Raw genomic sequence first — 22,347 nt, 5'->3', positions numbered from 1 at the left:
GCCGCACGGGGGCCGGGCGGGTGGAGAGGGTGGATTGGGTAGGGTCTGCGGCGATGCACAAGACCCTCGTCGTCACCAATGACTTTCCGCCCCGCCCCGGCGGCATCCAGGCGTTCCTGCACAACATGGCGCTGCGCCTCGATCCCGGACAGCTCGTCGTGTACGCCTCCACCTGGAAGCGGAGCCGGGAGGGCGTGCGGGCGACGGCCGCCTTCGACGCGGAGCAGCCCTTCACCGTCGTCCGGGACCGCACGACGATGCTGCTGCCCACCCCGGACGCCACCCGGCGCGCGGCCGGGCTGCTGCGCGAGCACGGCTGCACCTCGGTGTGGTTCGGGGCGGCGGCCCCGCTCGGCCTGATGGCGCCCGCCCTGCGCGGGGCGGGCGCCGAACGGCTGGTGGCCACCACCCACGGCCACGAGGCCGGCTGGGCCCAACTGCCCGCCGCACGGCAGCTGTTGCGCCGCATCGGCCGGTCCACCGACACGATCACCTACCTCGGCGAGTACACCCGCTCCCGGATCGCCGCCGCGCTGACACCCGACGCCGCCGCACGGATGGCGCACCTCCCGCCAGGCGTGGACGAGAAGGTCTTCCACCCGGGTTCCGGCGGCCCCGAGGTGCGCGCCCGGCTCGGGCTCACCGACCGCCCGGTCGTCGTGTGCGTCTCCCGGCTGGTCAAGCGCAAGGGCCAGGACACCCTGATTCGCGCGATGCCCGCGATCCTCGCCGCCGAGCCGGACACCGTCCTGCTGATCGTCGGCGGCGGCCCCTACGAGCGGGACCTGCGCCGCCTCGCCGACGAGACGGGCGTCGCCGCGTCCGTGCGCTTCACCGGCGCGGTCCCCTGGAGCGAACTGCCCGCCCACTACGGCGCCGGTGACGTCTTCGCCATGCCCTGCCGCACCCGCCGCGGCGGCCTGGACGTCGAGGGCCTGGGCATCGTCTACCTGGAGGCCTCCGCGACCGGCCTCCCCGTCGTCGCCGGCGACTCCGGCGGCGCACCCGACGCCGTCCTGGACGGCGAGACCGGCTGGGTCGTCCCCGGCGGCTCCCCCCACCACACCGCCGACCGCATCACCACCCTCCTCGCCGACCCCCAACTCCGCCACCGCATGGGCGAACGAGGCCGCCAGTGGATCGAACAGACCTGGCGCTGGGACTTGTTGGCGGAACGGCTGAGGGAACTCCTGTAGCGGGAGGGCGGAGAACTCAGCTGGGGGCGCAGGGGGCTGGTCCTCCGCGGGTGCTCCGGTGGTCAGGGCAACTCCCCCGGGGGCGCTGGGGGCGGAGCCCCCGCTGGGGCCTGGGGCGGAGCCCTGAGGCTGGTTCACCGTGGGTGCTCCGGTGGTCCGGACAACCCACTTGGGGGGGGGGAGCTGGGGCGAGCCCTCGCAGGGGCCCGGAACGGATCGTCCGCGGGTGCTCCGGTGGGCGGGGGCGATCCACCTGGGGGAGCGGGGGGCTGGTCTTCCGCGCGTGCTCCGGTGGTCCGGTCGTCCCACCCGGGGGCGCAGGGGGCGGAGCCCCCGCTGGGGTCCGGGGCGGGGCCCTTGCGCGTGCTCCGGTGGTCCGGGCAACTCACCCGGGGGTGCTGGGGGCGGAGCCCCCGCCGGGGTCCGGGGGCGGAGCCCCGAGGCGGGTCCTCTTTCCCCACCGAGTCGGGCGGGTGGGTGGGACAGCTGTGGCGGGGTCCGGGGCGGAGCCCCGGGAGGGCGCCCCCGCAACCCACCGAGTCGGGCGGGCGGGTGGGCAGAGCCCCCTACTTCGAGTAGATCGCCTCGATCTCCCCCGAGAAATCCTTCGCCACCACACCCCGCTTCAGCTTCAGCGAGGGCGTGAGATACCCCGCCTCCTCACTGAACTGCGCCCCGAGCACCCGGAACTTCCGCACCGACTCCGCCTTCGACACCGCCGCGTTCCCGTCGTCCACCGCGCTCTGCACCGCAGCGAGCAGATCCGGGTCCTCCCGCAGGGACTCGGCCGTGGACCCGGCGGGCTTGCCGTGCTCCGCGCACCAGCGCCCCAGGAACTCCTCGTCGAGGGTGATCAGCGCCCCCACGAACGGCCGCCCGTCCCCGACCACCATGCACTCCGCGACCAGCGCATGCGCCCGGATCCGGTCCTCGATCACCGCGGGCGCGACGTTCTTGCCGCCCGCCGTGACGATGATCTCCTTCTTGCGGCCGGTGATCCGCAGATACCCGTCCTCGTCGAGCGTGCCGAGGTCCCCGGTGTGGAACCAGCCGTCGGCCAGCGCCTCCCGCGTGGCGTCCGGATTGTTCCAGTACTCCTTGAACAGGTGCTCGCCGTGCAGCAGCACCTCCCCGTCGTCCGCGATCCGGATGACCGAACCGGGCAGCGGCTGCCCGACGGTGCCGATCTTCGGCCGGTCCCACGGGTTGAAGGCGGTGGCCGCGCAGGACTCGGTCAGCCCGTACCCCTCCAGGACGGTGAAGCCGATACCGCGGAAGAAGTGACCCAGCCGCTCACCGAGCGGCGCCCCGCCGGAGATCGCGTACTCGCCGCGCCCCCCGAGCACCGACCGCAGCTTGCCGTACACCAGCTTGTCGAATATCTTGTGCCGCAGCCGGAGGCCGAACGACGGTCCGGAGACGGTGTCCAGCGCCCGGCTGTAGGCGATCGCCGTGTCCGCCGCCCGGTCGAAGATCTTCCCCTTGCCGTCCGCCTGCGCCTTGGCGCGCGCCGCGTTGTACACCTTCTCGAACACCCGCGGGACGCCCAGTATCAGCGTCGGCCGGAACGAGGCCAGTTCCTCGGTGAGGTTCTTGATGTCCGGGACGCAGCCCAGCCGGATCGGCGCCATCATCGGCGCGATCTGCACCAGCCGCCCGAAGACGTGCGCGAGCGGCAGGAAGAGCAGCACCGAGCACTCACCGGTGCGGAACAGCGGACGCAGCCGCTCCACCACGTTGCCGCACTCGGCGAAGAAGCTGCGGTGGGAGAGCACACAGCCCTTGGGACGGCCGGTGGTGCCGCTGGTGTAGACGATGGTCGCCGGGTCGTCGGCCTTGGCCAGCGAGCCGCGCTCCTCGACCGTGGCGTCGCTGACGTCCTGCCCGGCCCGCCCCAGCTCCGCGACCGCGCCGGCCTCGATCTGCCAGACGTTCTTCAGCGCGGGCAGGCCCTCGCGCACCGACTCCACGGCGGCGGCGTGGGCGTCGGTCTCCACCAGGCAGGCCGTCGCGCCCGAGTCGCCGAGGATCCACCGCACCTGCTCGGCCGAGCTGGTCTCGTACACCGGCACGGTGACGGCGCCCGCGCTCCAGATCGCGAAGTCCAGCAGCGTCCACTCGTAGCGCGTACGGGACATCAGACCGACGCGGTCGCCGGGCTGGACACCGGAGGCGATGAGGCCCTTGGCGGCGGCCCGCACCTCGGTGAGGAACTCCCGCGCGGTGACGTCCTGCCAGACCCCGCCCGCCTTGCGGGCGATCACGGCGACCTCGGGATGCTGCGCGGCGTTTCTGCGGACGATGTCGGTCAGATTCCCGTCCGCGGGGACCTCGTACAAAGCCGGAAGGCTGAACTCGCGCAAGACTGCTGCTCCTCATAGGGCGCCGACGCCACGACGTTGTGTGATGCGACGGTGCGGTCCAAGGCTCGGTCGTGCCCGGGACCTCGCCGGGAACCTCGGGGGCCCGGTGGCCGAAATCCGGAGCACGACTGGACTGCCCGGACGTTACCCGCCGGTATGGCTTTTTCGACAGGGGGTCCCGGTGAGATGTTCGCTGCGTCACACGATGGGTGTCTCCTTGCGCACAGTAGTCGACCCGTTGAACGACTGGCCAGTAACCGCAGGTCCGGCCACCCCCGGCACGGCCTACCCTTCTTGCTCATGGTTTCCCTCTCGGCACCCGGTCCCACACGCCCCGGCGGCACCCGTGTCCATGTGGTCAGCGACGTGCACGGCAACGCCCGTGACCTGGCCCGCGCCGGCGAGGGTGCCGACGCCCTGATCTGTCTGGGCGACCTCGTCCTCTTCCTCGACTACGCCGACCACTCGCGCGGGATCTTCCCCGACCTGTTCGGCGTGGAGAACGCGGACCGCATCGTCGAGCTGCGCACCGCCCGCCGCTTCGCCGAGGCCCGCGAACTCGGCGCCCGGCTGTGGGGCGAGCTGGACGGCGACCGCGCCCAGGTGATCGAGGCGGCCGTGCGCCGCCAGTACGCCGAGCTCTTCGCGGCCTTCCCCACCCCGACGTACGCCACCTACGGCAATGTCGACATGCCGCCCCTGTGGCCGGAATTCGCCCACGAGGGCACCACCGTCCTGGACGGCGAACGCGTCGAGATCGGCGGCCGCGTCTTCGGCTTCGTCGGCGGCGGCCTGCGCACCCCCATGCGGACGCCGTACGAGATCGGCGACGAGGAGTACGCCGCCAAGATCGAGGCGGTCGGCGAGGTCGACGTGCTGTGCACCCACATCCCGCCCGAGGTGCCCGAACTCGTCTACGACACCGTCGCCCGCCGCTTCGAACGCGGCAGCCGCGCCCTGCTCGACGCCATCCGCCGCACCCGCCCCCGCTACGCCCTCTTCGGCCACGTCCACCAGCCGCTGGCCCGGCGCATGCGCGTCGGCGCCACCGAGTGCGTGAACGTGGGGCACTTCGCGCGCACCGGCACCCCCTGGGTCCTCCAGTGGTGAGCCCGGCCATGACCGCAGGTGGCAGTGGAGTCCGCCGTCCGCCTGCGCGGTAGCCTTCACGCTGCGCACATGTGCGCACGACGACCGACTTTGGGCCCGCACCTGGAGGAGCCACGGCGATGGCGGAACACACCAGCTCGAGCATCACGATCGAGGCGGCCCCCGCCGACGTGATGGGGGTGATCGCCGACTTCGCCCGCTACCCCGACTGGACCGGGGAGGTCAAGGAGGCCGAGGTCCTCAGGACCGACGAGCAGGGCCGCGCCGAGCAGGTCCGCCTCGTCATGGACGCGGGCGCCATCAAGGACGACCAGACCCTCGCCTACACCTGGACCGGCGCCGACGAGGTGTCCTGGACCCTGGTCAAGTCCCAGATGCTGCGCTCCCTGGACGGCTCCTACCTGCTCAGGCCGGCCGGCGCGGGCGCCACCGAGGTGACCTACCGCCTCACCGTCGACGTCAAGATCCCCATGCTGGGCATGATCAAGCGCAAGGCCGAGAAGGTCATCATCGACCGCGCCCTGGCGGGACTGAAGAAGCGGGTGGAGTCGGGCCCGGCGCCCGACGGACCGTCCCTGGAGAAGTAGCGCGCGACCCCGGCCCCGGGGCGGCCCGGGATCCCGTACGTCCCGGGCGCGGGTAGCGTTCACCCTCATGCGCACCCTGCTGATCACCGGACCGGGCGGTTCCGGCCGCACCACCGTGGCCGCGGCCACCGCGCTCGCCGCGGCCCGCGAGGGACTCCGTACCCTCGTCCTCAGCGCCGACCGCACCGACACCCTCGGCGCGGCCCTGGGTGCGCCCACCGGCGCGCGGCCCGCGCCCGCCGCCCCGGACCTCACCGCCTGGCGCCCCGACGCCGCGGCCGACTTCCGGGCCGACCTCGCCGCCTTCCAGGACCGCGCGGCGAGCGTCCTCGACCTGCTCGGCGCCGCCCGGCTGGACGCCGAGGAGGTCACCCCGCTGCCCGGCGCCGAGGAGCTGGCCCTGCTGCGCGCGCTGCGCGACGCGGCCCTCTCCGACCGCTTCGACCTGCTCGTCGTCGATCTGCCGGGCGCCCCGCAGGCCCTCGCCCTGCTCGCCCTCCCCGCCGAGCTGCGCCGCTATCTGCGCCGCCTGCTGCCGCCCGAGCGGCAGGCCGCCCGCGCCCTGCGCCCGGTCCTCGGCCGTCTCGCCGGCGTCCCCCTGCCCGCCGAGCGGTTCTACGAGACGGCGGCCCGCTGGGACGTGGAACTGGCCGCCGCCGAGGCCGTCGTCACCGACCCGGGCACCGCCGTACGCCTGGTCTCCGAGCCCGGTCCGGCCGGCACCGACGCCGTCCGCCGCACCGCCCTGGGCCTCGCCGTGGGCGCCCTGCCCGTGGAGTCCCTGGTCGCCTCCCGCGTCCTGCCCGACGCCCCGGCCGACTCCTGGCTGGCCGGCCCGGTCGCCCAGCAGCGCAAGGCCCTGGAGGAGTGGCAGCAGACGTACACCGTCCACCCGGCCGCCCACCTGGGCCGGGACCCGCGCGGCGCCGACGACCTGACCGCCCTCGCCGTCCCCGCGCCCGGCGCGGCCGCGGGCGCCGCGCCCGCCCCTGTCGAGTGGCCGGTCGAGGACCGGATCGCCGACGACGGCGTCCTGGTGTGGCGCATCCCGCTGCCCGGCGCCCGCCGCGACGAACTCGACCTCGTCCGGCGCGGCGACGAACTGGTGCTCACCGCCGGGGGCTTCCGCCGCATCGTGGCACTGCCCTCGGCGCTGCGCCGGTGCACCGTGGACGGCGCCGCGCTGCGCGAGGACGAACTGCGCATCCGGTTCGCGCCGGACCCGGCGCTGTGGCCCCGCGACAGGTGAACGGCCGGGCCCCGTTCGGGTAACGTCGGAAGGACGAACCGTAGTCAGGAGCCCGCCATGAGCGAAGAGCGCCCACCGTCCGACGACGCCGCGCGGGACGACGCCGCTCAGGAGCGCACCACCGGTCCCACCAGCACCGGCGGCCCCACCGGCCCCACCGGTCCCACCGGCCGCGCGGACGCCCCCCGGCACGGCAGGGACGAGGACCCGGAGCCGCCCCGGGCCACCGACGCCGACGCCTGGGCCACCGCCTGCGCCGAGGACCTGGAGGCCGAGCAGGCCCGGCGCCGCGCGCGGTACGGACCGCCCCCCGGCTCGGCCGCCGAGGAACTGCGCAAGTTCGTCGACACCGTCGCCGACAAGCTGTCCTCCTTCCGCTCCCCGCTGCTCGGCGCCCTCGCCGGACCCGCCGCCGAGCAGCTGGTGCGCCAGGCGGTGCGGCAGGCCAGGGCCGCCGTCGAACCGGTGGTGGAACGCAACCCCGGCGTCTTCGACCACCTCGCGGCGGCCGGCGGCGAACTGCTGGCCGCCTACCGCTCCGCCGTCGAGGCCCAGGAGCACCGCTGGACCTCCCGCGCGTCCGGCGCGGACGGTCTCCGCGACGACCGGACGGGAGGCGGTCGGCGGGACGGCCGCGAGGACGGTTCACGGGGCGGTCGAGAGGACGGCTCACAGGGCGGCCCGCAGGCCGGTCCGAAGGGCTTCGGCGACCGTCGCGACCCCGGCGAGGGCACCGGCGGCGGCGAACGCATCGACGTGGACTGACGGTCCGCTCGGGTACGGTTGGCCGTAGCGGGGCTCGACCGGAACTGAGGGATTCATGGGACTCACCATCGGCGTCGACATCGGCGGCACGAAGATCGCGGCCGGCGTGGTCGACGAGGAAGGCAACATCCTCTCGACCTTCAAGGTGCCGACCCCCACCACACCCGAGGCCATCGTGGACGCCATCGCCTCGGCGGTGGAGGGCGCGCGTGCGGGGCACGAGATCGTCGGCGTCGGCATCGGCGCTGCCGGATACGTCAACCGGCAGCGCTCCACGGTCTACTTCGCGCCCAACATCGACTGGCGCCAGGAGCCGCTGAAGGAGAAGGTCGAGGCGCGCGTCGGCCTCCCGGTGGTCGTGGAGAACGACGCGAACGCCGCGGCCTGGGGCGAGTACAGGTTCGGCGCGGGCAAGGGCCACCGCAACGTCATCTGCATCACCCTCGGCACCGGCCTCGGCGGCGGCATCATCATCGGCAACAAGCTGCGCCGCGGCCACTTCGGCGTGGCCGCCGAGTTCGGCCACATCCGGATGGTCCCGGACGGGCTGCTGTGCGGCTGCGGCTCGCAGGGCTGCTGGGAGCAGTACGCCTCCGGCCGCGCCCTCGTCCGGTACGCCAAGCAGCGCGCCAACGCCACCCCCGAGCGCGCCGAGGTGCTGCTCGCCCTCGGCGACGGCACGCCCGACGGCATCGAGGGCAAGCACATCTCCATGGCCGCCCGGCAGGGCTGCCCGGTCGCCGTCGACTCCTACCGCGAGCTGGCCCGCTGGGCCGGCGCCGGCCTGGCCGACCTGGCCTCCCTCTTCGACCCCTCCGCCTTCATCGTCGGCGGCGGCCTGTCCGACGAGGGCGACCTGGTCCTGGACCCGATCCGCAAGTCGTACAAGCGCTGGCTGGTCGGTGGGAACTGGCGCCCGGTCGCCGATGTGATCGCCGCCCAACTCGGCAACAAGGCCGGTCTGGTGGGCGCGGCCGACCTCGCCCGGGAGCCCGACCCGGTCATGTGAACCACCCCGCCGCGCCGTCGCGGCGGCACGCGCCCACCGTCCCCTCCGTCCGGGCCGGTGGGCGCCGTCGTCCGCGCACCCGGACCGCGCCTCCTGCCGGGCCGAGGACGCCGGAAGGCCCCGGCGGACCGTGCGCGCCCCCGGCCCCGGTCCGCACGGGGAACCGCTGTTCGGCAGTGCCCCCGGCCCCGCGTATGTTGATCGTCATGCAGCTGCCCAACTCCCGCACTGAAGCCGACGGTTCCGCCGTCGTCCGCGTCCTGAGCCTCAACATCCGGTCGATGCGGGACGACACCGCCGCCCTCGCCCGGGTGATCAGCGCCTGCGCGCCCGATCTCGTCCTCCTCCAGGAGGCGCCGCGCTTCTTCCGCTGGCGCAAGAAGCTGGCGCGGCTGGCCTCGGCCTCGGACCTGGTGATCCTCACCGGCGGCGGGACGGCCGCCGGTCCGGCCGTCCTGTGCTCCCTGCGGGCCACCGTGGAACGCACCGAGGACGTCCTGCTGCCCCTCACCCCGGGCCTGCACCGGCGGGGCTTCGCCACGGCCGTGGTCCGCTTCGGCGGCGCCCGGCTCGGCGTGCTCGCCTGCCACCTCTCGCTCGACAGGAACGAGCGGTACGCGCAGAGCGGCGCGCTGCTGGGCCGGCTGGCCGGGATGGGCGTGCGGCACGCCATCGCCGGCGGCGACCTCAACGAGGGCCCCGAGGGACCGGCCTTCCAGCGGCTGGCCGGCACCCTCCAGGACGGCTGGGCGACGGCGCCCTGGGGCGGCGAGCACACCTTCCCGGCCCGCGCCCCGCGGCGGCGTATCGACGCGCTGCTCGCGACCGAGGGCATCGAGATCCTCGGCTGCGGGGTGCCGCGGGAACTGCCCGGGGTGACGGAGGAGGACCTGAGGGCGGCCACCGACCACCTCCCGGTCCTGGCCGCCGTCCGCATCCCGGCGGACGCCTGACAAAGCCGGGTCCGGGCGGGGGCGGACCGCCCCCGCCCGGACCCGCGCCGACGTGTCTAGACCACGGCTCCGCGGCCCGGGTCGTCGTCGTCCTCGTCACCCGGGTTCATCCGGGCCACCAGTGTCGCCACGCCGCCGACGAAGCCGCCGATGCCGAGGGTGGTCAGCCACCAGGTCATCTCCCAGCCGAGCAGGACGGCCAGCAGGAGCAGCACGGGACCGCCGAGCACGCCCAGCCACGCGAACTTCGCGGTGGCGTCCGCCTCGGGCAGCGGCGGCGGCTCCGGCGGGACGAAGTGGCCCTCGTCGTCGTCGGACGGCTCGCGCGGCGCGTAGTCGCGCGGGCCCGGCCCGGCGAGGCCCGGCGCGAAGGAGACGGAGCTGCCCAGCGGCTTGGCCGGGCGGTTCTCGCCGCCGGTGCCGCCCGCGCCGCCGGTGCCGTCGCCGGCGGTGCCGTCACCCTCCTCGTCCGGGGGTTCCGGCAGCAGCAGGTCCTCGATGGGCTTGAAGGGCTTGACGCCCGGCGGGTCCGGCGGCTCCTCGCCGTACCCGGCGACGATCGCCGCCCAGACGGCGTCCTCGTCGAGCGCCGCCGCCTCCTTGCCGGAACCGGCCCCTCCTGGCCCTGCTGGCCCACCGGCCCCACCGGCATCGCCCGTACCGGCGGAACCACCGGTGTCGCCCGGCCCACCGGCCCCTTCGGCGCCGCCCGTCACATCAGCGACCTCCGCGAGGTCCGCCGACGCCACCGGCTCCACGGGCTTGACCGGTTCCGCGGGCTTGACGGGGTCCACGGACCGTACGGGATCAACGGACTTGACGGGGTCCACGGACTTGACGGGGTCCACCGGCCGTACGGGCTGCGCGGCGCCCGCCGGGTCCACCGGCTGCGCGGGAGCGGCCGGCGGCGGTGCGGGCTCGACCGGCTCACGGTTCTCCCGGCCTTCGCGGTCGGAGTCGTGCTCAGCCACCTGCGGCCGTCCCTTCCTTGCCGACACTGGGTGCGATCCGGCCGATGAAGGCGAGGCTCTCCTCGAAGATCCGGTCCGCGTCGTGGTCCAACGTCGCGACGTGGTAGCTCTGTTCCAGCAGGATTTCCGTGACGTCCACGGAGGAGACCCGGCCGAGGATCCGGGCCGAGTCGGCGGGCGGCACCACATGGTCCCGCGGGCTGCGCAGGAGCAGCAGCGGCTGGGTGACCTGCGCCAGCTCGCCGTCGACCAGCCGGAAGAAGGTCCGCAGCGAGTGCGCGCTGTGCAGCGGCACCCGGTCGTACCCCAGTTCGGCGCTGTCCTCCTTGGCGATGTCGCTGGCGATCCCCTTGGTCGTCCGCACCAGGTGCCGGGCCACCGGCAGCGCGTACGCGGACAGGCCGTGCACCTTGTTGGCCGGGTTGACCACCACGACACCGGAGACCGCGTCCCCGTGCTTCGCCGCGAGCCGCAGCGCCAGGGCGCCGCCCATCGAGAGACCGGCCACGAACACCTGTGCGCACCGCTCGCCGAGCACACGCAGCTCGCGGTCCACCTCCGCGTACCAGTCCTGCCAGCCGGTGACCTGCATGTCCTGCCAGCGGGTGCCGTGGCCCGGCAGCAGCGGGAGCGAGACCGTCAGGCCGTGCCCGGCCAGGTACTCGGCCCAGGGGCGCAGCGACTGGGGGGAACCGGTGAAGCCGTGGCAGAGGAGGACGCCGACCTCGCCGCCCTCGTGGCGGAACGGCTCGGCTCCGGGGAGGACCGGCACGTCGGTCTCCTGTTCGTGGAGTGGGCTGGGCACGTCGATGGCAGGTACTTCACCGTACGCGACGGCACTGACACCGACCAGGGCCGTAGGCGCCTTCCGTGCCGCTCCGGGTTATGGTCTGAGCGACACACACGGGAGGCAGTCGGTTGTTCTACGGCACGATGAAGGTCGCCATCGGGGGGCCGCTGAAGCTCGCCTTCAGGCCCTGGGTGGAGGGACTGGAGAACATTCCGGCCGAGGGCGCGGCCATCCTGGCCAGCAACCACCTCTCGTTCTCGGACTCGTTCTTCCTGCCCGCGGTGCTCGACCGCAAGGTCACGTTCATCGCCAAGGCCGAGTACTTCACGACGCCCGGGGTGAAGGGCCGGCTGACCGCCGCCTTCTTCAAGGGCGTCGGCCAGCTCCCCGTGGACCGCTCCGGCGCGCGCGGCGCGGGCGAGGCGGCGGTGAAGAGCGGCATAGAGGTGCTGGAGCGCGGCGAGCTGTTCGGCATCTACCCCGAGGGCACGCGCTCGCCCGACGGCCGCCTCTACCGCGGCAAGCCGGGCGGCCTGGCCCGGGTGGCGCTGGCCACCGGGGCGCCGGTGATCCCAGTCGCGATGATCGACACCGAGAAGATCCAGCCGCCCGGCAAGGTGGTCCCCAAGCTGATGCGTCCGGGCATCCGGATCGGCAAGGCGCTCGACTTCAGCCGCTACCAGGGCATGGAGGGGGACCGCTTCGTCCTGCGCGCGGTGACCGACGAGGTCATGTACGAGATCATGAAGCTCTCCGGCCAGGAGTACGTCGACATCTACGCGACCGCCGCCAAGCGGCAGATCACCGAGGCGGCGAAGGCCGAGAAGGAGGCGGAGAAGGCCGCGAAGGCCGCCCTCGCCCAGGCCGCCAAGGAACAGCAGGAGCAGGCGGAGCAGCGGGAGCAGTAGCCGCCCCGCGCGGCAGGGGGCGGACGGGGACAGGGGGACCGGGGGAGATGGCCGGACGCGTGCGCGTCATGAGGATGTCGGTCGAGCAGCCGCTGTGGCGCGCGCTCGCCGGCTACCGGGTGCTCACCCTCTTCTACGCGGTCGGCCTGTTCGCCACCGCCTACGCCCGCTTCCCGCACCCCTGGGTGGCCATCGCGTACTACGGCGTGCTGTTCGTCTGGACCCTGGGCACCCTGCCCCGGGTGGCGAGCGCCGCGAACTGCACCAAGCGCTTCCTCGCCGCCGACCTGGCGCTCGCGGTGGGCGGCATCCTGCTCACCCCGCTCGCCGACGCCCACACGCGGATCGCGCACGGCGGGCCCACCCTGCCGTCGATATGGACCGCGGGAGCCGTCCTCGCCTTCGCCCTCAAGGGCGGCTGGCGCTGGGCCGCCGTCGCCTCCACCGCGGTCGCCGTGGCCAACCTGGTCGAGCGCGGCACCCCGGCCCGCGACACCGTGCACAACGTGATGCTGGTCTGGGTCGCCTCCATCGCCATCGGCTACGTCGTCGAGGTGGCCCGCGCCTCCGAACGCACCCTGGCCCGCGCCCTGGAGATCGAGGCGGCGACCCGGGAGCGCGAGCGGCTGGCCCGCGACATCCACGACAGCGTGCTCCAGGTGCTGGCGATGGTGCAGCGGCGCGGCGCGGTCATCGGCGGTGAGGCGGCGGAGCTGGGCCGGCTGGCGGGCGAGCAGGAGGTGGCGCTGCGCACCCTGGTCTCCGGCGGGCTCAACCCCGTCTCCCGGGTCTGTGAGGACGCGGCCGACGGCGCGGTGGTCCGGCTCGTCGACGAACCGGACCCGGAGAGCGCCGACGAGCCCCTCGACCTGCGCGCGCTGCTCGCCCCGTACGCCGGTTCCCGGGTCGCGCTGGCCGAGCCGGGCGCCCCGGTGCCGCTGCCGGCCGCGGCGGCCCGCGAGGTGGCCGGGGCGGTCGGCGCCGCGCTGGACAACGTCCGCCGCCACGCGGGCGAGGACGCGCGGGCCTGGATCCTGGTGGAGGACGAGCCGGACACGGTGCTGGTGACGGTGCGCGACGACGGTCCGGGCATCCCGGAGGGACGGCTCGCCCAGGCCGAGGGCGAGGGCCGGCTCGGGGTGGCCCAGTCGATCCGGGGCCGGCTGCGCGACATCGGCGGCACCGCCGAACTGATCTCGGTACCCGGCCAGGGCACGGAGGTCGAACTGTCCGTGCCCAAGGCGGCGATCCACCCGAGCGGCGCCAAGAGCACCCGCCGGACCAAGAGCACCACGAGTCCCGGCAGCCTCGAAAGCACCACGAGCATCACGAGCACGAAGAGCATCAGGAACACCATGAGGGGGAGGGCGGAGAGCCGATGACGGCGACGAGCGGACGGCAGGGCCCGGTCAGGGTCATGGTGGTCGACGACCATCCGATGTGGCGGGACGCCGTCGCCCGCGATCTGGCCGAGGCCGGCTTCGACGTGGTCGCCACCGCGGGCGACGGCGAGCAGGCGGTGCGCCGCGCCAGGGCGGCCGCGCCCGACGTGCTCGTCCTCGATCTCAACCTGCCCGCCAAGCCCGGCGTCCAGGTCTGCAAGGAACTCGTCGCGGACAACCCGGCGTTGCGGGTGCTGGTGCTCTCCGCGAGCGGTGAGCACGCCGATGTGCTGGAGGCCGTGAAGTCGGGGGCGACCGGCTATCTGCTGAAGTCGGCCTCGACGGAGGAGCTGCTGGACGCCGTGCGCCGCACCGCCGTCGGCGACCCGGTGTTCACCCCCGGCCTGGCCGGACTGGTCCTCGGCGAGTACCGCCGCCTCGCCGCCGAGCCCCAGCCGGCGGACACCGCCGCCGACGGCGAGCCGAAGACCCCCCGGCTCACCGACCGCGAGACGGAGGTGCTGCGCCTGGTCGCCAAGGGCCTGAGCTACAAGCAGATCGCCGAGCGCCTGGTCATCTCGCACCGCACCGTCCAGAACCATGTGCAGAACACCCTGGGCAAGCTCCAGCTGCACAACCGGGTGGAGCTCGTCCGGTACGCCATCGAACGCGGACTCGACGGCGAGTAGGCGAGCGGGCGCGGACGGCCCCGGTCAATCCGCGTCCCGCGCGCGTCCACTCGTCCGAGTGGATTTGCTCTGATCAACTGCCGGACATTCCACCGGAATTGACTTTTCCGCCCATGTCGGAGTGACGTGGGTCACCATTACCGTGCCCTTCACCAGGCAACCGTGGCGAAGGGACATTTCCATGCGCGTCGGAGTACTGACCGGTGGCGGCGACTGCCCCGGGCTCAACGCCGTCATCCGGGGGATCGTCCGCAAGGGCGTCCAGGAGTACGGCTACGACTTCGTCGGCTTCCGGGACGGCTGGCGCGGTCCGCTGGAGAACGACACCGTCCGCCTCGACATCCCCGCCGTACGCGGCATCCTGCCCCGCGGCGGCACCATCCTCGGCTCCTCGCGCACCAACCCCCTCAAGCAGGAGGACGGCATCCGCCGGATCAAGGACAACCTCGCCAAGCAGGAGGTCGAGGCGCTCATCGCGATCGGCGGCGAGGACACCCTCGGCGTGGCCGCCCGGCTCAGCGACGAGTACGGCGTGCCCTGCGTCGGTGTGCCCAAGACCATCGACAACGACCTGTCCGCCACCGACTACACCTTCGGCTTCGACACCGCGGTCGGCATCGCCACCGAGGCCATCGACCGCCTGCACACCACCGCCGAGTCCCATATGCGGGTCCTGGTCTGCGAGGTGATGGGCCGGCACGCCGGCTGGATCGCCCTGCACTCGGGCCTCGCCGGCGGCGCCAACGTCATCCTCCTGCCCGAGCAGCGCTTCGACGTCGACCAGGTGTGCGCCTGGGTCACCTCCCGCTTCCGCGCCTCGTACGCCCCGATCGTGGTCGTCGCCGAGGGCGCCATGCCCAAGGACGGCGAACTGGTCCTCAAGGACGGGTCGCTGGACTCCTTCGGGCATGTGCGGCTCTCCGGCGTCGGCGAGTGGCTGGCCAAGGAGATCGAGCGGCGCACCGGCAAGGAGGCGCGGACCACCGTCCTCGGGCACATCCAGCGCGGCGGCACGCCCAGCGCCTTCGACCGCTGGCTGGCCACCCGCTTCGGGCTGCACGCCGTCGACTGCGTCCACGACGGCGACTTCGGCAAGATGGTCGCCCTGCGCGGCACCGACATCGTCCGTGTCCCGATCGCCGAGGCCACCGCCAGGCTGAAGACCGTCGACCCGGCGCTGTACGCGGAGGCGGGCGTCTTCTTCGGCTGACCGCGCGGACCGGCCGCGGGGCAGGTCCCCGCGCCGGTCGCGCCGGGGCAGGGGCCGGATGTCCGCGCACACCCGTATATTCGGCCCATACCCCATCGAACGGGAGGCACCGTGGAGATCCTGGCCTTCGGCGTGCAGGCCGACGAGAAGCCCCTGATCGAACACGCCTTCCGGGACCACCACGAGGTCCGCTGCCTGGACGTCTTCCTCACCGAGGACACCGCCCCCATCGCCGCCGGCTACGAGATCGTCTCCACCAGCGTCAACGCCGAGCTCGGCGGCCGGGTCCTGGAGACCCTCGCGGCCGGCGGGACCCGGCTGGTCGCCCAGCGCTCCACCGGCTTCAACAACATCGACCTGCACGTCGCCGAACGCCTCGGCATGACGGTCGCCCGGGTCTCGTACTACTCGCCCCACGCGGTCGCCGAGTTCGCCTGGACGCTCGCCCTCGCGGTCAACCGGCGCATCGTGCGGGCCGCCACCCGCACCCGCGACTTCGACTTCCGGCTCGACGGGCTGATGGGCCGCGACCTGCACGGCCGCACCGCCGGAGTGATCGGCACCGGCAAGATCGGCGAGGCGTTCACCCGCATCGCCCACGGCTTCGGCATGCGCCTGCTCGGCTGGGACGTCGCCGAGAACCCGGCCTGCATGGAACTCGGCATGAAGTACGTCCACAAGGACCAGCTGCTCGCCGAGTCCGACCTCGTCTCCCTGCACGTCCCGCTGATGCCGCAGACCCAGCACCTGATCGACGCGGCCGCCCTCAAGGCGATGAAGGACGACGCGATCCTGGTCAACTCCAGCCGCGGCGGCCTGATCGACACCGAGGCCCTTGTCGCCGAGCTGCGCGAGGGCCGTTTCACCGGCGTCGGCCTGGACGTCTACGAATCCGAGGCGGGCCTGTTCTTCCTCGACCGCTCCCTGGAGGCCATCGAGGACGACACCCTGGCCCGCCTGGTCACCTTCCCCAACGTCCTGGTGACGTCCCACCAGGCGTACTACACCGAGGACGCGCTGCGGCAGATCGTCGACGCCACCGTGCGCAACGTCCTCGACTACCGGGCGGGCCGCCGCTCGGAGAACGTCCTGGTCCCGCACAGCTGACCCATGAGCCCGGTCACGATCGCGGCGCCGTTCAGCGTCAGCACCGACTCCGGGTGGAACTGCACGCCCGCGAAGCCCGGCCCGCGCAGCGCGTGCACCTCGCCGCCCGCGCCGCGGCTCACCTCCACGCCGTGCGCGGCCAGCTCGGCGCGGGCCTCGTCGTCGCAGCGTGCCGTGAAGCTGTTGTAGAAGCCGACGGTCTCCGGGCGCCCGAACAGGTCGACCGTCGTCTGCGCCCCCTGGTACGGCACCTCCTTGCGGACGATGTCCAGGCCCAGTTCGGCCGCGATCAGCTCGTGCCCCAGGCAGACGCCGAGCACCCCGTGCCGGTGCCCGGCCAGCACCTCGGCGGTCAGCGCGCGCAGCAGCCGCATCTTGGGGTCGGCAGGGTCGCACGGGTCGCCGGGGCCGGGTCCGAGCACCAGTGGCCCCTGGTGCGCGAGGACGGCCGCGCGCAGCCCGGCCTCGTCGTAGCGGCGCACGGTGATGTCCAGACCCGAGGAGCGCAGCACATGGGCGAGCATCGCGGTGAAGGTGTCCTCGCCGTCCACCACCAGGGCGTGCCCCGCCAGGGCCCGCGACCGCTCCTGCATCCGCAGCCAGAACGGCGCCAGCGCGGCCCGCCGCCCGTCCAGCGCGGCCCGCACCCGCGGATCCTCCGCCAGCCGCGGCAGCTCCCGCTCCCCGCCCGGTGCGCCGGGGCGCACGCCCAGCGCGGCCAGGACGCCCGCCGCCTTCGCGTGCGTCTCCGCGACCTCGCCCGCCGGGTCCGAGCCGCGTACCAGGGTGGCGCCCACCGGCACGCGCAGCCGTCCGTCCGCGTCGATGTCGGCGGTCCGGATCAGGATGGGGGAGTCCAGCGTCTGGGCGCCGCCCGCGTCCCGGCCGAGCAGTGCGAGCGCGCCCGCGTAGTAGCCGCGCCCGCCGGACTCGTGGCGTTCGATGACCCGGCAGGCGTTCTGCACCGGCGACCCGGTGACGGTCGCCGCGAACAGCGTGTGGCGCAGCACCTCGCGCACGTCCAGCGAGGACCGGCCGCGCAGCTCGTACTCGGTGTGCGCGAGGTGCGCCATCTCCTTCAGCCGGGGCCCGACCACCACCCCGCCCATGTCGCCGACCGTGCACATCATCTTCAGTTCCTCGTCGACGACCATCGACAGCTCCTCGATCTCCTTGCCGTCGGCGAGGAAGCCGAGCAGGTGCTCGGGGGTCGGCCCTCCGGCGGGGTAGCGGTAGGTGCCGCTGATCGGGTTCATCACGACCGTGCCGCCGGACATGCGCACATGCGCCTCGGGGCTCGCGCCCACCAGCGTCCGCCCGCCCGGCCCGTCCCCGGTGTGCACGACGAACGTCCAGTACGCGCCCCGCTCGCCCGCCAGCAGCCGCCGGAACAGCGCGAGCGCGTCGGCCCGCCCGAAGCCGGGGATCTCGCCCCGGTAGGTCCGCCGGATGACGAAGTTGGCGCCCTCGCCGGTGCCGATCTCCTCCTCCAGCACCCGCCCGACGATCCGCGCGTACTCCTCGTCGTCCACGTCGAAGCCGCCGTCCGCGACCCGCACCCCGTGCTCGGGCAGCCGTGCCAGGGCGTCGGCCAGCGGGACGGTGTACGACTCCTCGGGGGTGAGGACCGCCAGCGGGGTGCCGTCGTCGCGGACGTCGAAGCCGCGCTCGCGGATCTGCCGGAACGGCACCAGGGCCAGCCCCTCGTCGGGCAGGTCGGCGAGCCGTTCGCAGGTGGTCACCGGGCCGATCAGCACCTCGACCAGGTCGTGGTCGTGTCCGGGCGTGCGGCGCCGGAGCAGGGCGAAGGGGCGGGAGTCGTGCAGCAGCCTGGCCAAGTCCATGGGGTCGGTTCCTCTTCCCTCGGTGGTGCGTCGATGTCGGGGAGGAACGGCCGGGCTCCGCGAACGCCGAAGGCCGCCCCTCGGGCGGCCTTCGCGAAGTCTGGGATACGCGCAGTCAGCGGGCCGCCGGAGAAGCGGTCCACCACCAGTTCTGGATCTGGGTCGAGTGCGCGGACATGCCCGCACCTTATCCCATCCGCGCGGGCCGCCGGATCGCCCGGACGCACCACACCCGGTTTCCGCCGGGCCCGGCCGGTGGAAGGAGGGCGGGCGTCCCCACCCGCCCGGCACCAGGAGCACACCATCGCCACGCCACGCCCGCGCCGCCGCGCCGCGCGCCCCCTCAGAGCACTGGCCGCGCTGGCCGCACCGGCGCTCTGCGCGGCCCTGGCCGCCGGCCGGCCGCCCGCCGCCCTCCCCGACGCGTCCCCGGCTGCGTCCCGCACCGACGCGTCCCCGGCCGCGTCCCGGACCGCGCCCCCGGCCGCGCCCCGGAGCGTGCCGCCGACCGCGTACCGGACCGTCGCCTACCGCGGCCACACCTTCACCGTCCCCGCCGACTGGCAGGTCGTCGACCTCACCGCCGACCCGGCGGCCTGCGTCCGCTTCGACCGGCACGCCGTCTACCTGGGCACCCCGGGCGAGCAGCAGGACTGCCCGGCCCGCGCCACCGGCCGCACCGAGTCCCTGTGGGTGCGGCCCGCCACCGCCGAACGGGCCGCCGTCACCGAGAACCGCACCGCCCGCCTCTTCCACGCCACGGCGTCGGCCGAGGGGATCGCCGTCACCGCCCCCTACCGCGAGGACCGCGCGGTGGTCGAGGAGGTGCTGCGCAGCGCGGGACTCCCGGTACCGGCGGCGCGCACCGGGACGGTTTCGGCGGCCCGCACCGGGACGGGGGACGGCAGCGCGCAGTCCGTCCCGGCGCTGCCCGCCGACGCCACCGTGTACCGCGGCCGGGGCTTCGACACCTGTGCCGCGCCGGGCCAGAAGGCCATGGACGCCTGGCGGGCCGCCTCGCCCTACGGCGCCGTCGGCGTCTACATCGGCGGCGTCAACCGCGCCTGCGCCCAGCCGAACCTCACCGACACCTGGGTGCGGACGCAGTACACCAGCGGCTGGCGCCTGCTCCCGCTCTACGTCGGCCCGCAGCCCTCCGCCGGTGCCGGGAGCTGTGCGGACGACTGCGCCGCCATCACCGACCCGGCGCCCCAGGGCCGGGCCGCCGCCGAGGACGCGGTGGTCCAGGCGGGCGCCCTCGGCCTCGGTCCCGGCGCGGTGCTCTACAACGACCTGGAGCAGTACACGCCCGGCGCGGCCCTCACCGCGCGGGTGCTCGGCTATCTGGAGGCGTGGACCCTGCGGCTGCACGAGCTGGGCTACCGCTCGGGCGCGTACGGCAGCGTCTCCTCGCTCGTCGCCGACCTGGTCGGCAACGCGGCGCGGACCACCCTGCCGGACGTGATCCACTTCGCGCGCTGGAACGACGAGGCCGTCACCACCGACGCCGCCCTCCCGGCCGGTCTGTGGAGCCAGGGCCGGCGCGTCCACCAGTACGCGGGCGACCGCGCCGAGACGTACGGGGGCACGCGGATCAGCGTCGACCGGGACCAGCTGGACGTCGGCGCGGGCACCTGACGGGGGCGGTTCCGGAAGTGTCCGCAAACAAGCGGTGTCCGTCTCACTTGATGAGCAGATGAAGGGACCCGCTCAGTGACCCCTTAGGGTTTGTGGTGTGACCGTGAACGCTAAGACCAGCACGAGTGCTGGCAACACCTGGCGAGACCTGCCCGCGGCGCAGCAGCCCGAGTACCCCGACACCGAGGCTCTGCGCGCAGTGATCGCGGACCTCGAGTCGTATCCACCGCTCGTCTTCGCGGGCGAGTGTGACCAGCTGCGCGCCCGGATGGCGGCCGTCGCCAGGGGAGAGGCGTTCCTCCTCCAGGGCGGCGACTGCGCGGAGTCGTTCGACGCGGTGTCCGCCGACGACATCAGGGCCAAGCTCAAGACCCTGCTCCAGATGGGCGCCGTGCTCACCTACGCCGCCTCGGTGCCGGTGGTCAAGGTCGGGCGGATCGCGGGGCAGTATTCCAAGCCGCGTTCCAAGCCGACCGAGACCCGCGACGGGGTCACCCTGCCGACCTACCGTGGCGACTCCGTCAACGGCTTCGAGTTCACCGAGGCCGCCCGGATCCCGGACCCGGAGCGGCTGAAGCGGATGTACCACGCCTCGTCCTCCACGCTGAACCTGGTGCGCGCCTTCACCACCGGCGGCTACGCCGACCTGCGCCAGGTGCACGCCTGGAACCAGGACTTCGTGAAGTCCTCCCCGTCCGGCCAGCGCTACGAGCAGCTCGCCCGCGAGATCGACAACGCGCTGAACTTCATGCGGGCCTGCGGCACCGACCCGGCCGAGTTCCAGACGGTCGAGTTCTACTCCTCCCACGAGGCGCTGCTGCTCGACTACGAGTCGGCGCTCACCCGCACCGACTCGCGCACCGGCCAGCTCTACGACGTCTCCGGGCACATGGTCTGGATCGGGGAGCGCACCCGGCAGCTCGACCACGCGCACATCGAGTTCGCCTCCAGGATCCGCAACCCGATCGGCATCAAGCTCGGCCCGACCACCACGGCCGAGGAGGCGTTGCAGTACATCGAGCGCCTGGACCCGGACCGCGAGCCGGGCCGGCTGACCTTCATCGTGCGCATGGGCGCCGACAAGGTCCGCGACAAGCTGCCCGAGCTGGTGGAGAAGGTCACCGCCTCGGGCGCGACCGTGGCCTGGGTGACCGACCCGATGCACGGCAACACCTTCGAGGCGGCCTCCGGGCACAAGACCCGCCGTTTCGACGACGTGCTCGACGAGGTCAAGGGCTTCTTCGAGGTGCACAAGGAGCTGGGCACCCACCCGGGCGGCATCCATGTGGAGCTGACCGGCGACGACGTCACCGAGTGCGTGGGCGGCGGCGACGAGATCTTCGTCGACGACCTCCACCAGCGCTACGAGACGGCCTGCGACCCGCGGCTCAACCGCAGCCAGTCGCTGGACCTGGCCTTCCTGGTCGCGGAGATGTACCGGGACCAGTGAGCCGTCGGCCGGGCACCGGCCGGTGAGTGGGGCGCGGATCACACACGGTCCGCGCCCCCCTCTCTTTCTCGCGTCCGGTACGACGGGTAAGGTTAGGTTTGCCTCACCGAGAAGTCGGGGCGGCACCACTGATCGATCCCGGCGGGAGGTGAGCCGCGCGTGTACGTCTGCAGTTGCTTCGGCATCACCGAGCAGCAGGTCCAGCAGCACGCGGAGAGCGGTGCCTGCACCCCCCGCCAGATCGCCTCGGCCTGCAAGGCGGGCACCGACTGCGGCGGCTGCGTCCGCCGCATCCAGGCCCTGCTCGGCCGGGGCGCCTGCCCGCGGCGCGAGCTGATCGAGCGGCGCGCCCCGGCGTTCGCGCGGCTCACCGCCGGGGACGACGCGGGCGCCGCCCGCAGGGAACTGGGCGACGCCGCGTAGGGGTCCGTCCGGCCGGGGCCGGGTGCCTCAGTGGGTGGAGAACCCGCTGGTGCCGGGGCCCGAGGAGTCCGGCTGGCTCTGCTCGATCACGGTCGAGAGGTACAGCGCCTCGCCCAGCTTGTCGACCAGCTCCAGCTGGGTGTCCAGGTAGTCGATGTGGTGCTCCTCGTCGGCGAGGATCGCCTCGAAGACATTGGCCGACGTGATGTCGCCCTTGTCGCGCATGACCTCCACGCCGCGGCGCAGCCGGTCGATGGCCTCGACCTCGATCTGCCGGTCGGCCCGGAACATCTCGGTCACCGTCTGCCCGACCGACACATGGAAGAGCCGCTGGTAGTTCGGCAGGCCGTCCAGCAGCAGGATGCGGTCGGTGAGGATCTCCGCGTGCCGCATCTCGTCGAAGGACTCGGCCCGGGTGTACTCGGCGAGCTTCGACCACCCCTTGTGATCCTGGAGCTTGGCGTGCAGGAAGTACTGGTTGATCGCGGTCAGCTCGGCGGTGAGCTGCTCGTTGAGCAGTTCGATGACCTCGGGGTCGCCTTGCATGCGGGGCACTCCTTCTGTGCTGGTACGGGCCGTCACGGGCCGATAGCGCCGCATGATTCCATCGGCCTCCACGTCAGTCCAGTAAGTGCACACTTAGTATGAGTTGCCCGAATTGGTCCAGGGCTGGTCCCGCGCACCCCGCCCCGTCTGTCAGGAT

21 protein-coding genes are annotated in these 22,347 nt (G+C 73.6%); 15 read left to right on the top strand and 6 right to left on the bottom strand.

Annotated elements, in window-relative coordinates; translation table 11 throughout:
* Positions 1 to 53 precede the first annotated feature (53 nt).
* Positions 54 to 1,196, top strand: a complete 1,143-nt coding sequence (locus tag R4Z62_RS08275; protein ID WP_064532615.1) for a glycosyltransferase family 4 protein — start codon at positions 54 to 56, stop codon at positions 1,194 to 1,196.
* A gap of 566 nt (positions 1,197 to 1,762) precedes the next feature.
* Here R4Z62_RS08275 and R4Z62_RS08270 read toward each other — a convergent pair.
* A complete protein-coding gene (locus tag R4Z62_RS08270; protein WP_491519444.1) occupies positions 1,763 to 3,559 on the bottom strand; it encodes an AMP-dependent synthetase/ligase in 1,797 nt (598 codons plus the stop codon).
* 354 nt (positions 3,560 to 3,913) lie between these two features.
* Here R4Z62_RS08270 and R4Z62_RS08265 point away from each other — a divergent pair, with 354 nt between their 5' ends.
* From R4Z62_RS08265 to R4Z62_RS08240, 6 genes are all read left to right on the top strand, one after another.
* The gene (locus tag R4Z62_RS08265; protein WP_064532612.1) at positions 3,914 to 4,669 is read left to right on the top strand and encodes a metallophosphoesterase family protein; all 756 of its coding nucleotides are present in this window, start codon (positions 3,914 to 3,916) and stop codon (positions 4,667 to 4,669) included.
* Positions 4,670 to 4,788: 119 nt separating this feature from the next.
* Positions 4,789 to 5,256: an SRPBCC family protein gene (locus R4Z62_RS08260; protein ID WP_385498750.1), complete on the top strand. Its 468-nt coding sequence runs from the start codon at positions 4,789 to 4,791 to the stop codon at positions 5,254 to 5,256.
* A gap of 67 nt (positions 5,257 to 5,323) precedes the next feature.
* Entirely contained in the window at positions 5,324 to 6,505 is a 1,182-nt protein-coding gene (locus R4Z62_RS08255; RefSeq protein ID WP_491519443.1) for an ArsA family ATPase, read from the top strand.
* 57 nt (positions 6,506 to 6,562) lie between these two features.
* Entirely contained in the window at positions 6,563 to 7,270 is a 708-nt protein-coding gene (locus tag R4Z62_RS08250; RefSeq protein ID WP_491519442.1) for a DUF5304 domain-containing protein, read from the top strand.
* A gap of 55 nt (positions 7,271 to 7,325) precedes the next feature.
* Positions 7,326 to 8,279 carry an ROK family glucokinase gene (locus R4Z62_RS08245; protein WP_018567434.1) on the top strand — a complete coding sequence of 318 codons (954 nt, stop codon included), beginning with the start codon at positions 7,326 to 7,328 and terminating at the stop codon, positions 8,277 to 8,279.
* 206 nt (positions 8,280 to 8,485) lie between these two features.
* A complete protein-coding gene (locus tag R4Z62_RS08240) occupies positions 8,486 to 9,232 on the top strand; it encodes an endonuclease/exonuclease/phosphatase family protein (protein ID WP_491519441.1) in 747 nt (248 codons plus the stop codon).
* A 56-nt stretch (positions 9,233 to 9,288) separates the two neighbouring features.
* Here R4Z62_RS08240 and R4Z62_RS08235 read toward each other — a convergent pair whose 3' ends face one another.
* Positions 9,289 to 9,981, bottom strand: a complete 693-nt coding sequence (locus tag R4Z62_RS08235; protein WP_491521852.1) for a hypothetical protein — start codon at positions 9,979 to 9,981, stop codon at positions 9,289 to 9,291.
* Between the two features lie 214 nt (positions 9,982 to 10,195).
* Entirely contained in the window at positions 10,196 to 10,975 is a 780-nt protein-coding gene (locus R4Z62_RS08230) for an alpha/beta hydrolase (protein WP_382847444.1), read from the bottom strand.
* A 161-nt stretch (positions 10,976 to 11,136) separates the two neighbouring features.
* On the opposite strand from R4Z62_RS08230, the gene R4Z62_RS08225 reads away from it, so the two are divergent.
* The 5 genes from R4Z62_RS08225 (at position 11,137) to R4Z62_RS08205 (ending at position 16,289) form a co-directional block, all read left to right on the top strand.
* Positions 11,137 to 11,901 (top strand): lysophospholipid acyltransferase family protein, encoded by a 765-nt coding sequence (locus tag R4Z62_RS08225; protein ID WP_491521851.1) that lies wholly within the window; start codon positions 11,137 to 11,139, stop codon positions 11,899 to 11,901.
* Positions 11,902 to 11,948: 47 nt separating this feature from the next.
* Positions 11,949 to 13,283 (top strand): MacS family sensor histidine kinase, encoded by a 1,335-nt coding sequence (gene macS, locus R4Z62_RS08220; protein ID WP_491519440.1) that lies wholly within the window; start codon positions 11,949 to 11,951, stop codon positions 13,281 to 13,283.
* Entirely contained in the window at positions 13,280 to 13,972 is a 693-nt protein-coding gene (locus R4Z62_RS08215; protein WP_491519439.1) for a response regulator, read from the top strand. The genes macS and R4Z62_RS08215 overlap by 4 nt, the downstream gene beginning before the upstream one ends.
* A 181-nt stretch (positions 13,973 to 14,153) precedes the next feature.
* Positions 14,154 to 15,182, top strand: a complete 1,029-nt coding sequence (locus R4Z62_RS08210) for a 6-phosphofructokinase (protein ID WP_381743715.1) — start codon at positions 14,154 to 14,156, stop codon at positions 15,180 to 15,182.
* Positions 15,183 to 15,293: 111 nt separating this feature from the next.
* On the top strand, positions 15,294 to 16,289 hold the full coding sequence (locus tag R4Z62_RS08205) for a 2-hydroxyacid dehydrogenase (RefSeq protein ID WP_018567442.1): 996 nt from the start codon (positions 15,294 to 15,296) through the stop codon (positions 16,287 to 16,289).
* Here R4Z62_RS08205 and R4Z62_RS08200 read toward each other — a convergent pair.
* Positions 16,241 to 18,133: an anthranilate synthase family protein gene (locus tag R4Z62_RS08200; RefSeq protein WP_491519438.1), complete on the bottom strand. Its 1,893-nt coding sequence runs from the start codon at positions 18,131 to 18,133 to the stop codon at positions 16,241 to 16,243. The two genes, R4Z62_RS08205 and R4Z62_RS08200, sit on opposite strands and share 49 nt — an antisense overlap.
* A gap of 115 nt (positions 18,134 to 18,248) precedes the next feature.
* The gene (locus R4Z62_RS08195) at positions 18,249 to 18,311 is read right to left on the bottom strand and encodes a trp operon leader peptide (RefSeq protein WP_107440782.1); all 63 of its coding nucleotides are present in this window, start codon (positions 18,309 to 18,311) and stop codon (positions 18,249 to 18,251) included.
* Between the two features lie 77 nt (positions 18,312 to 18,388).
* Here R4Z62_RS08195 and R4Z62_RS08190 point away from each other — a divergent pair, with 77 nt between their 5' ends.
* From R4Z62_RS08190 to R4Z62_RS08180, 3 genes are all read left to right on the top strand, one after another.
* Positions 18,389 to 19,771 carry a glycoside hydrolase domain-containing protein gene (locus R4Z62_RS08190; RefSeq protein ID WP_491519437.1) on the top strand — a complete coding sequence of 461 codons (1,383 nt, stop codon included), beginning with the start codon at positions 18,389 to 18,391 and terminating at the stop codon, positions 19,769 to 19,771.
* 97 nt (positions 19,772 to 19,868) lie between these two features.
* A complete protein-coding gene (locus tag R4Z62_RS08185; protein ID WP_389466870.1) occupies positions 19,869 to 21,221 on the top strand; it encodes a class II 3-deoxy-7-phosphoheptulonate synthase in 1,353 nt (450 codons plus the stop codon).
* Between the two features lie 159 nt (positions 21,222 to 21,380).
* Positions 21,381 to 21,644, top strand: coding sequence for a (2Fe-2S)-binding protein (locus R4Z62_RS08180; protein ID WP_491519436.1), 264 nt, complete (start codon positions 21,381 to 21,383; stop codon positions 21,642 to 21,644).
* A gap of 27 nt (positions 21,645 to 21,671) precedes the next feature.
* On the opposite strand, the gene bfr is transcribed toward R4Z62_RS08180, so the two are convergent.
* Positions 21,672 to 22,190, bottom strand: a complete 519-nt coding sequence (gene bfr / locus R4Z62_RS08175) for a bacterioferritin (RefSeq protein ID WP_381743719.1) — start codon at positions 22,188 to 22,190, stop codon at positions 21,672 to 21,674.
* Positions 22,191 to 22,347: the final 157 nt, after the last annotated feature.

The organism is Streptomyces sp. PL-25 (assembly GCF_058344915.1).
This window is presented reverse-complemented; position numbering and strand designations above follow the sequence as displayed.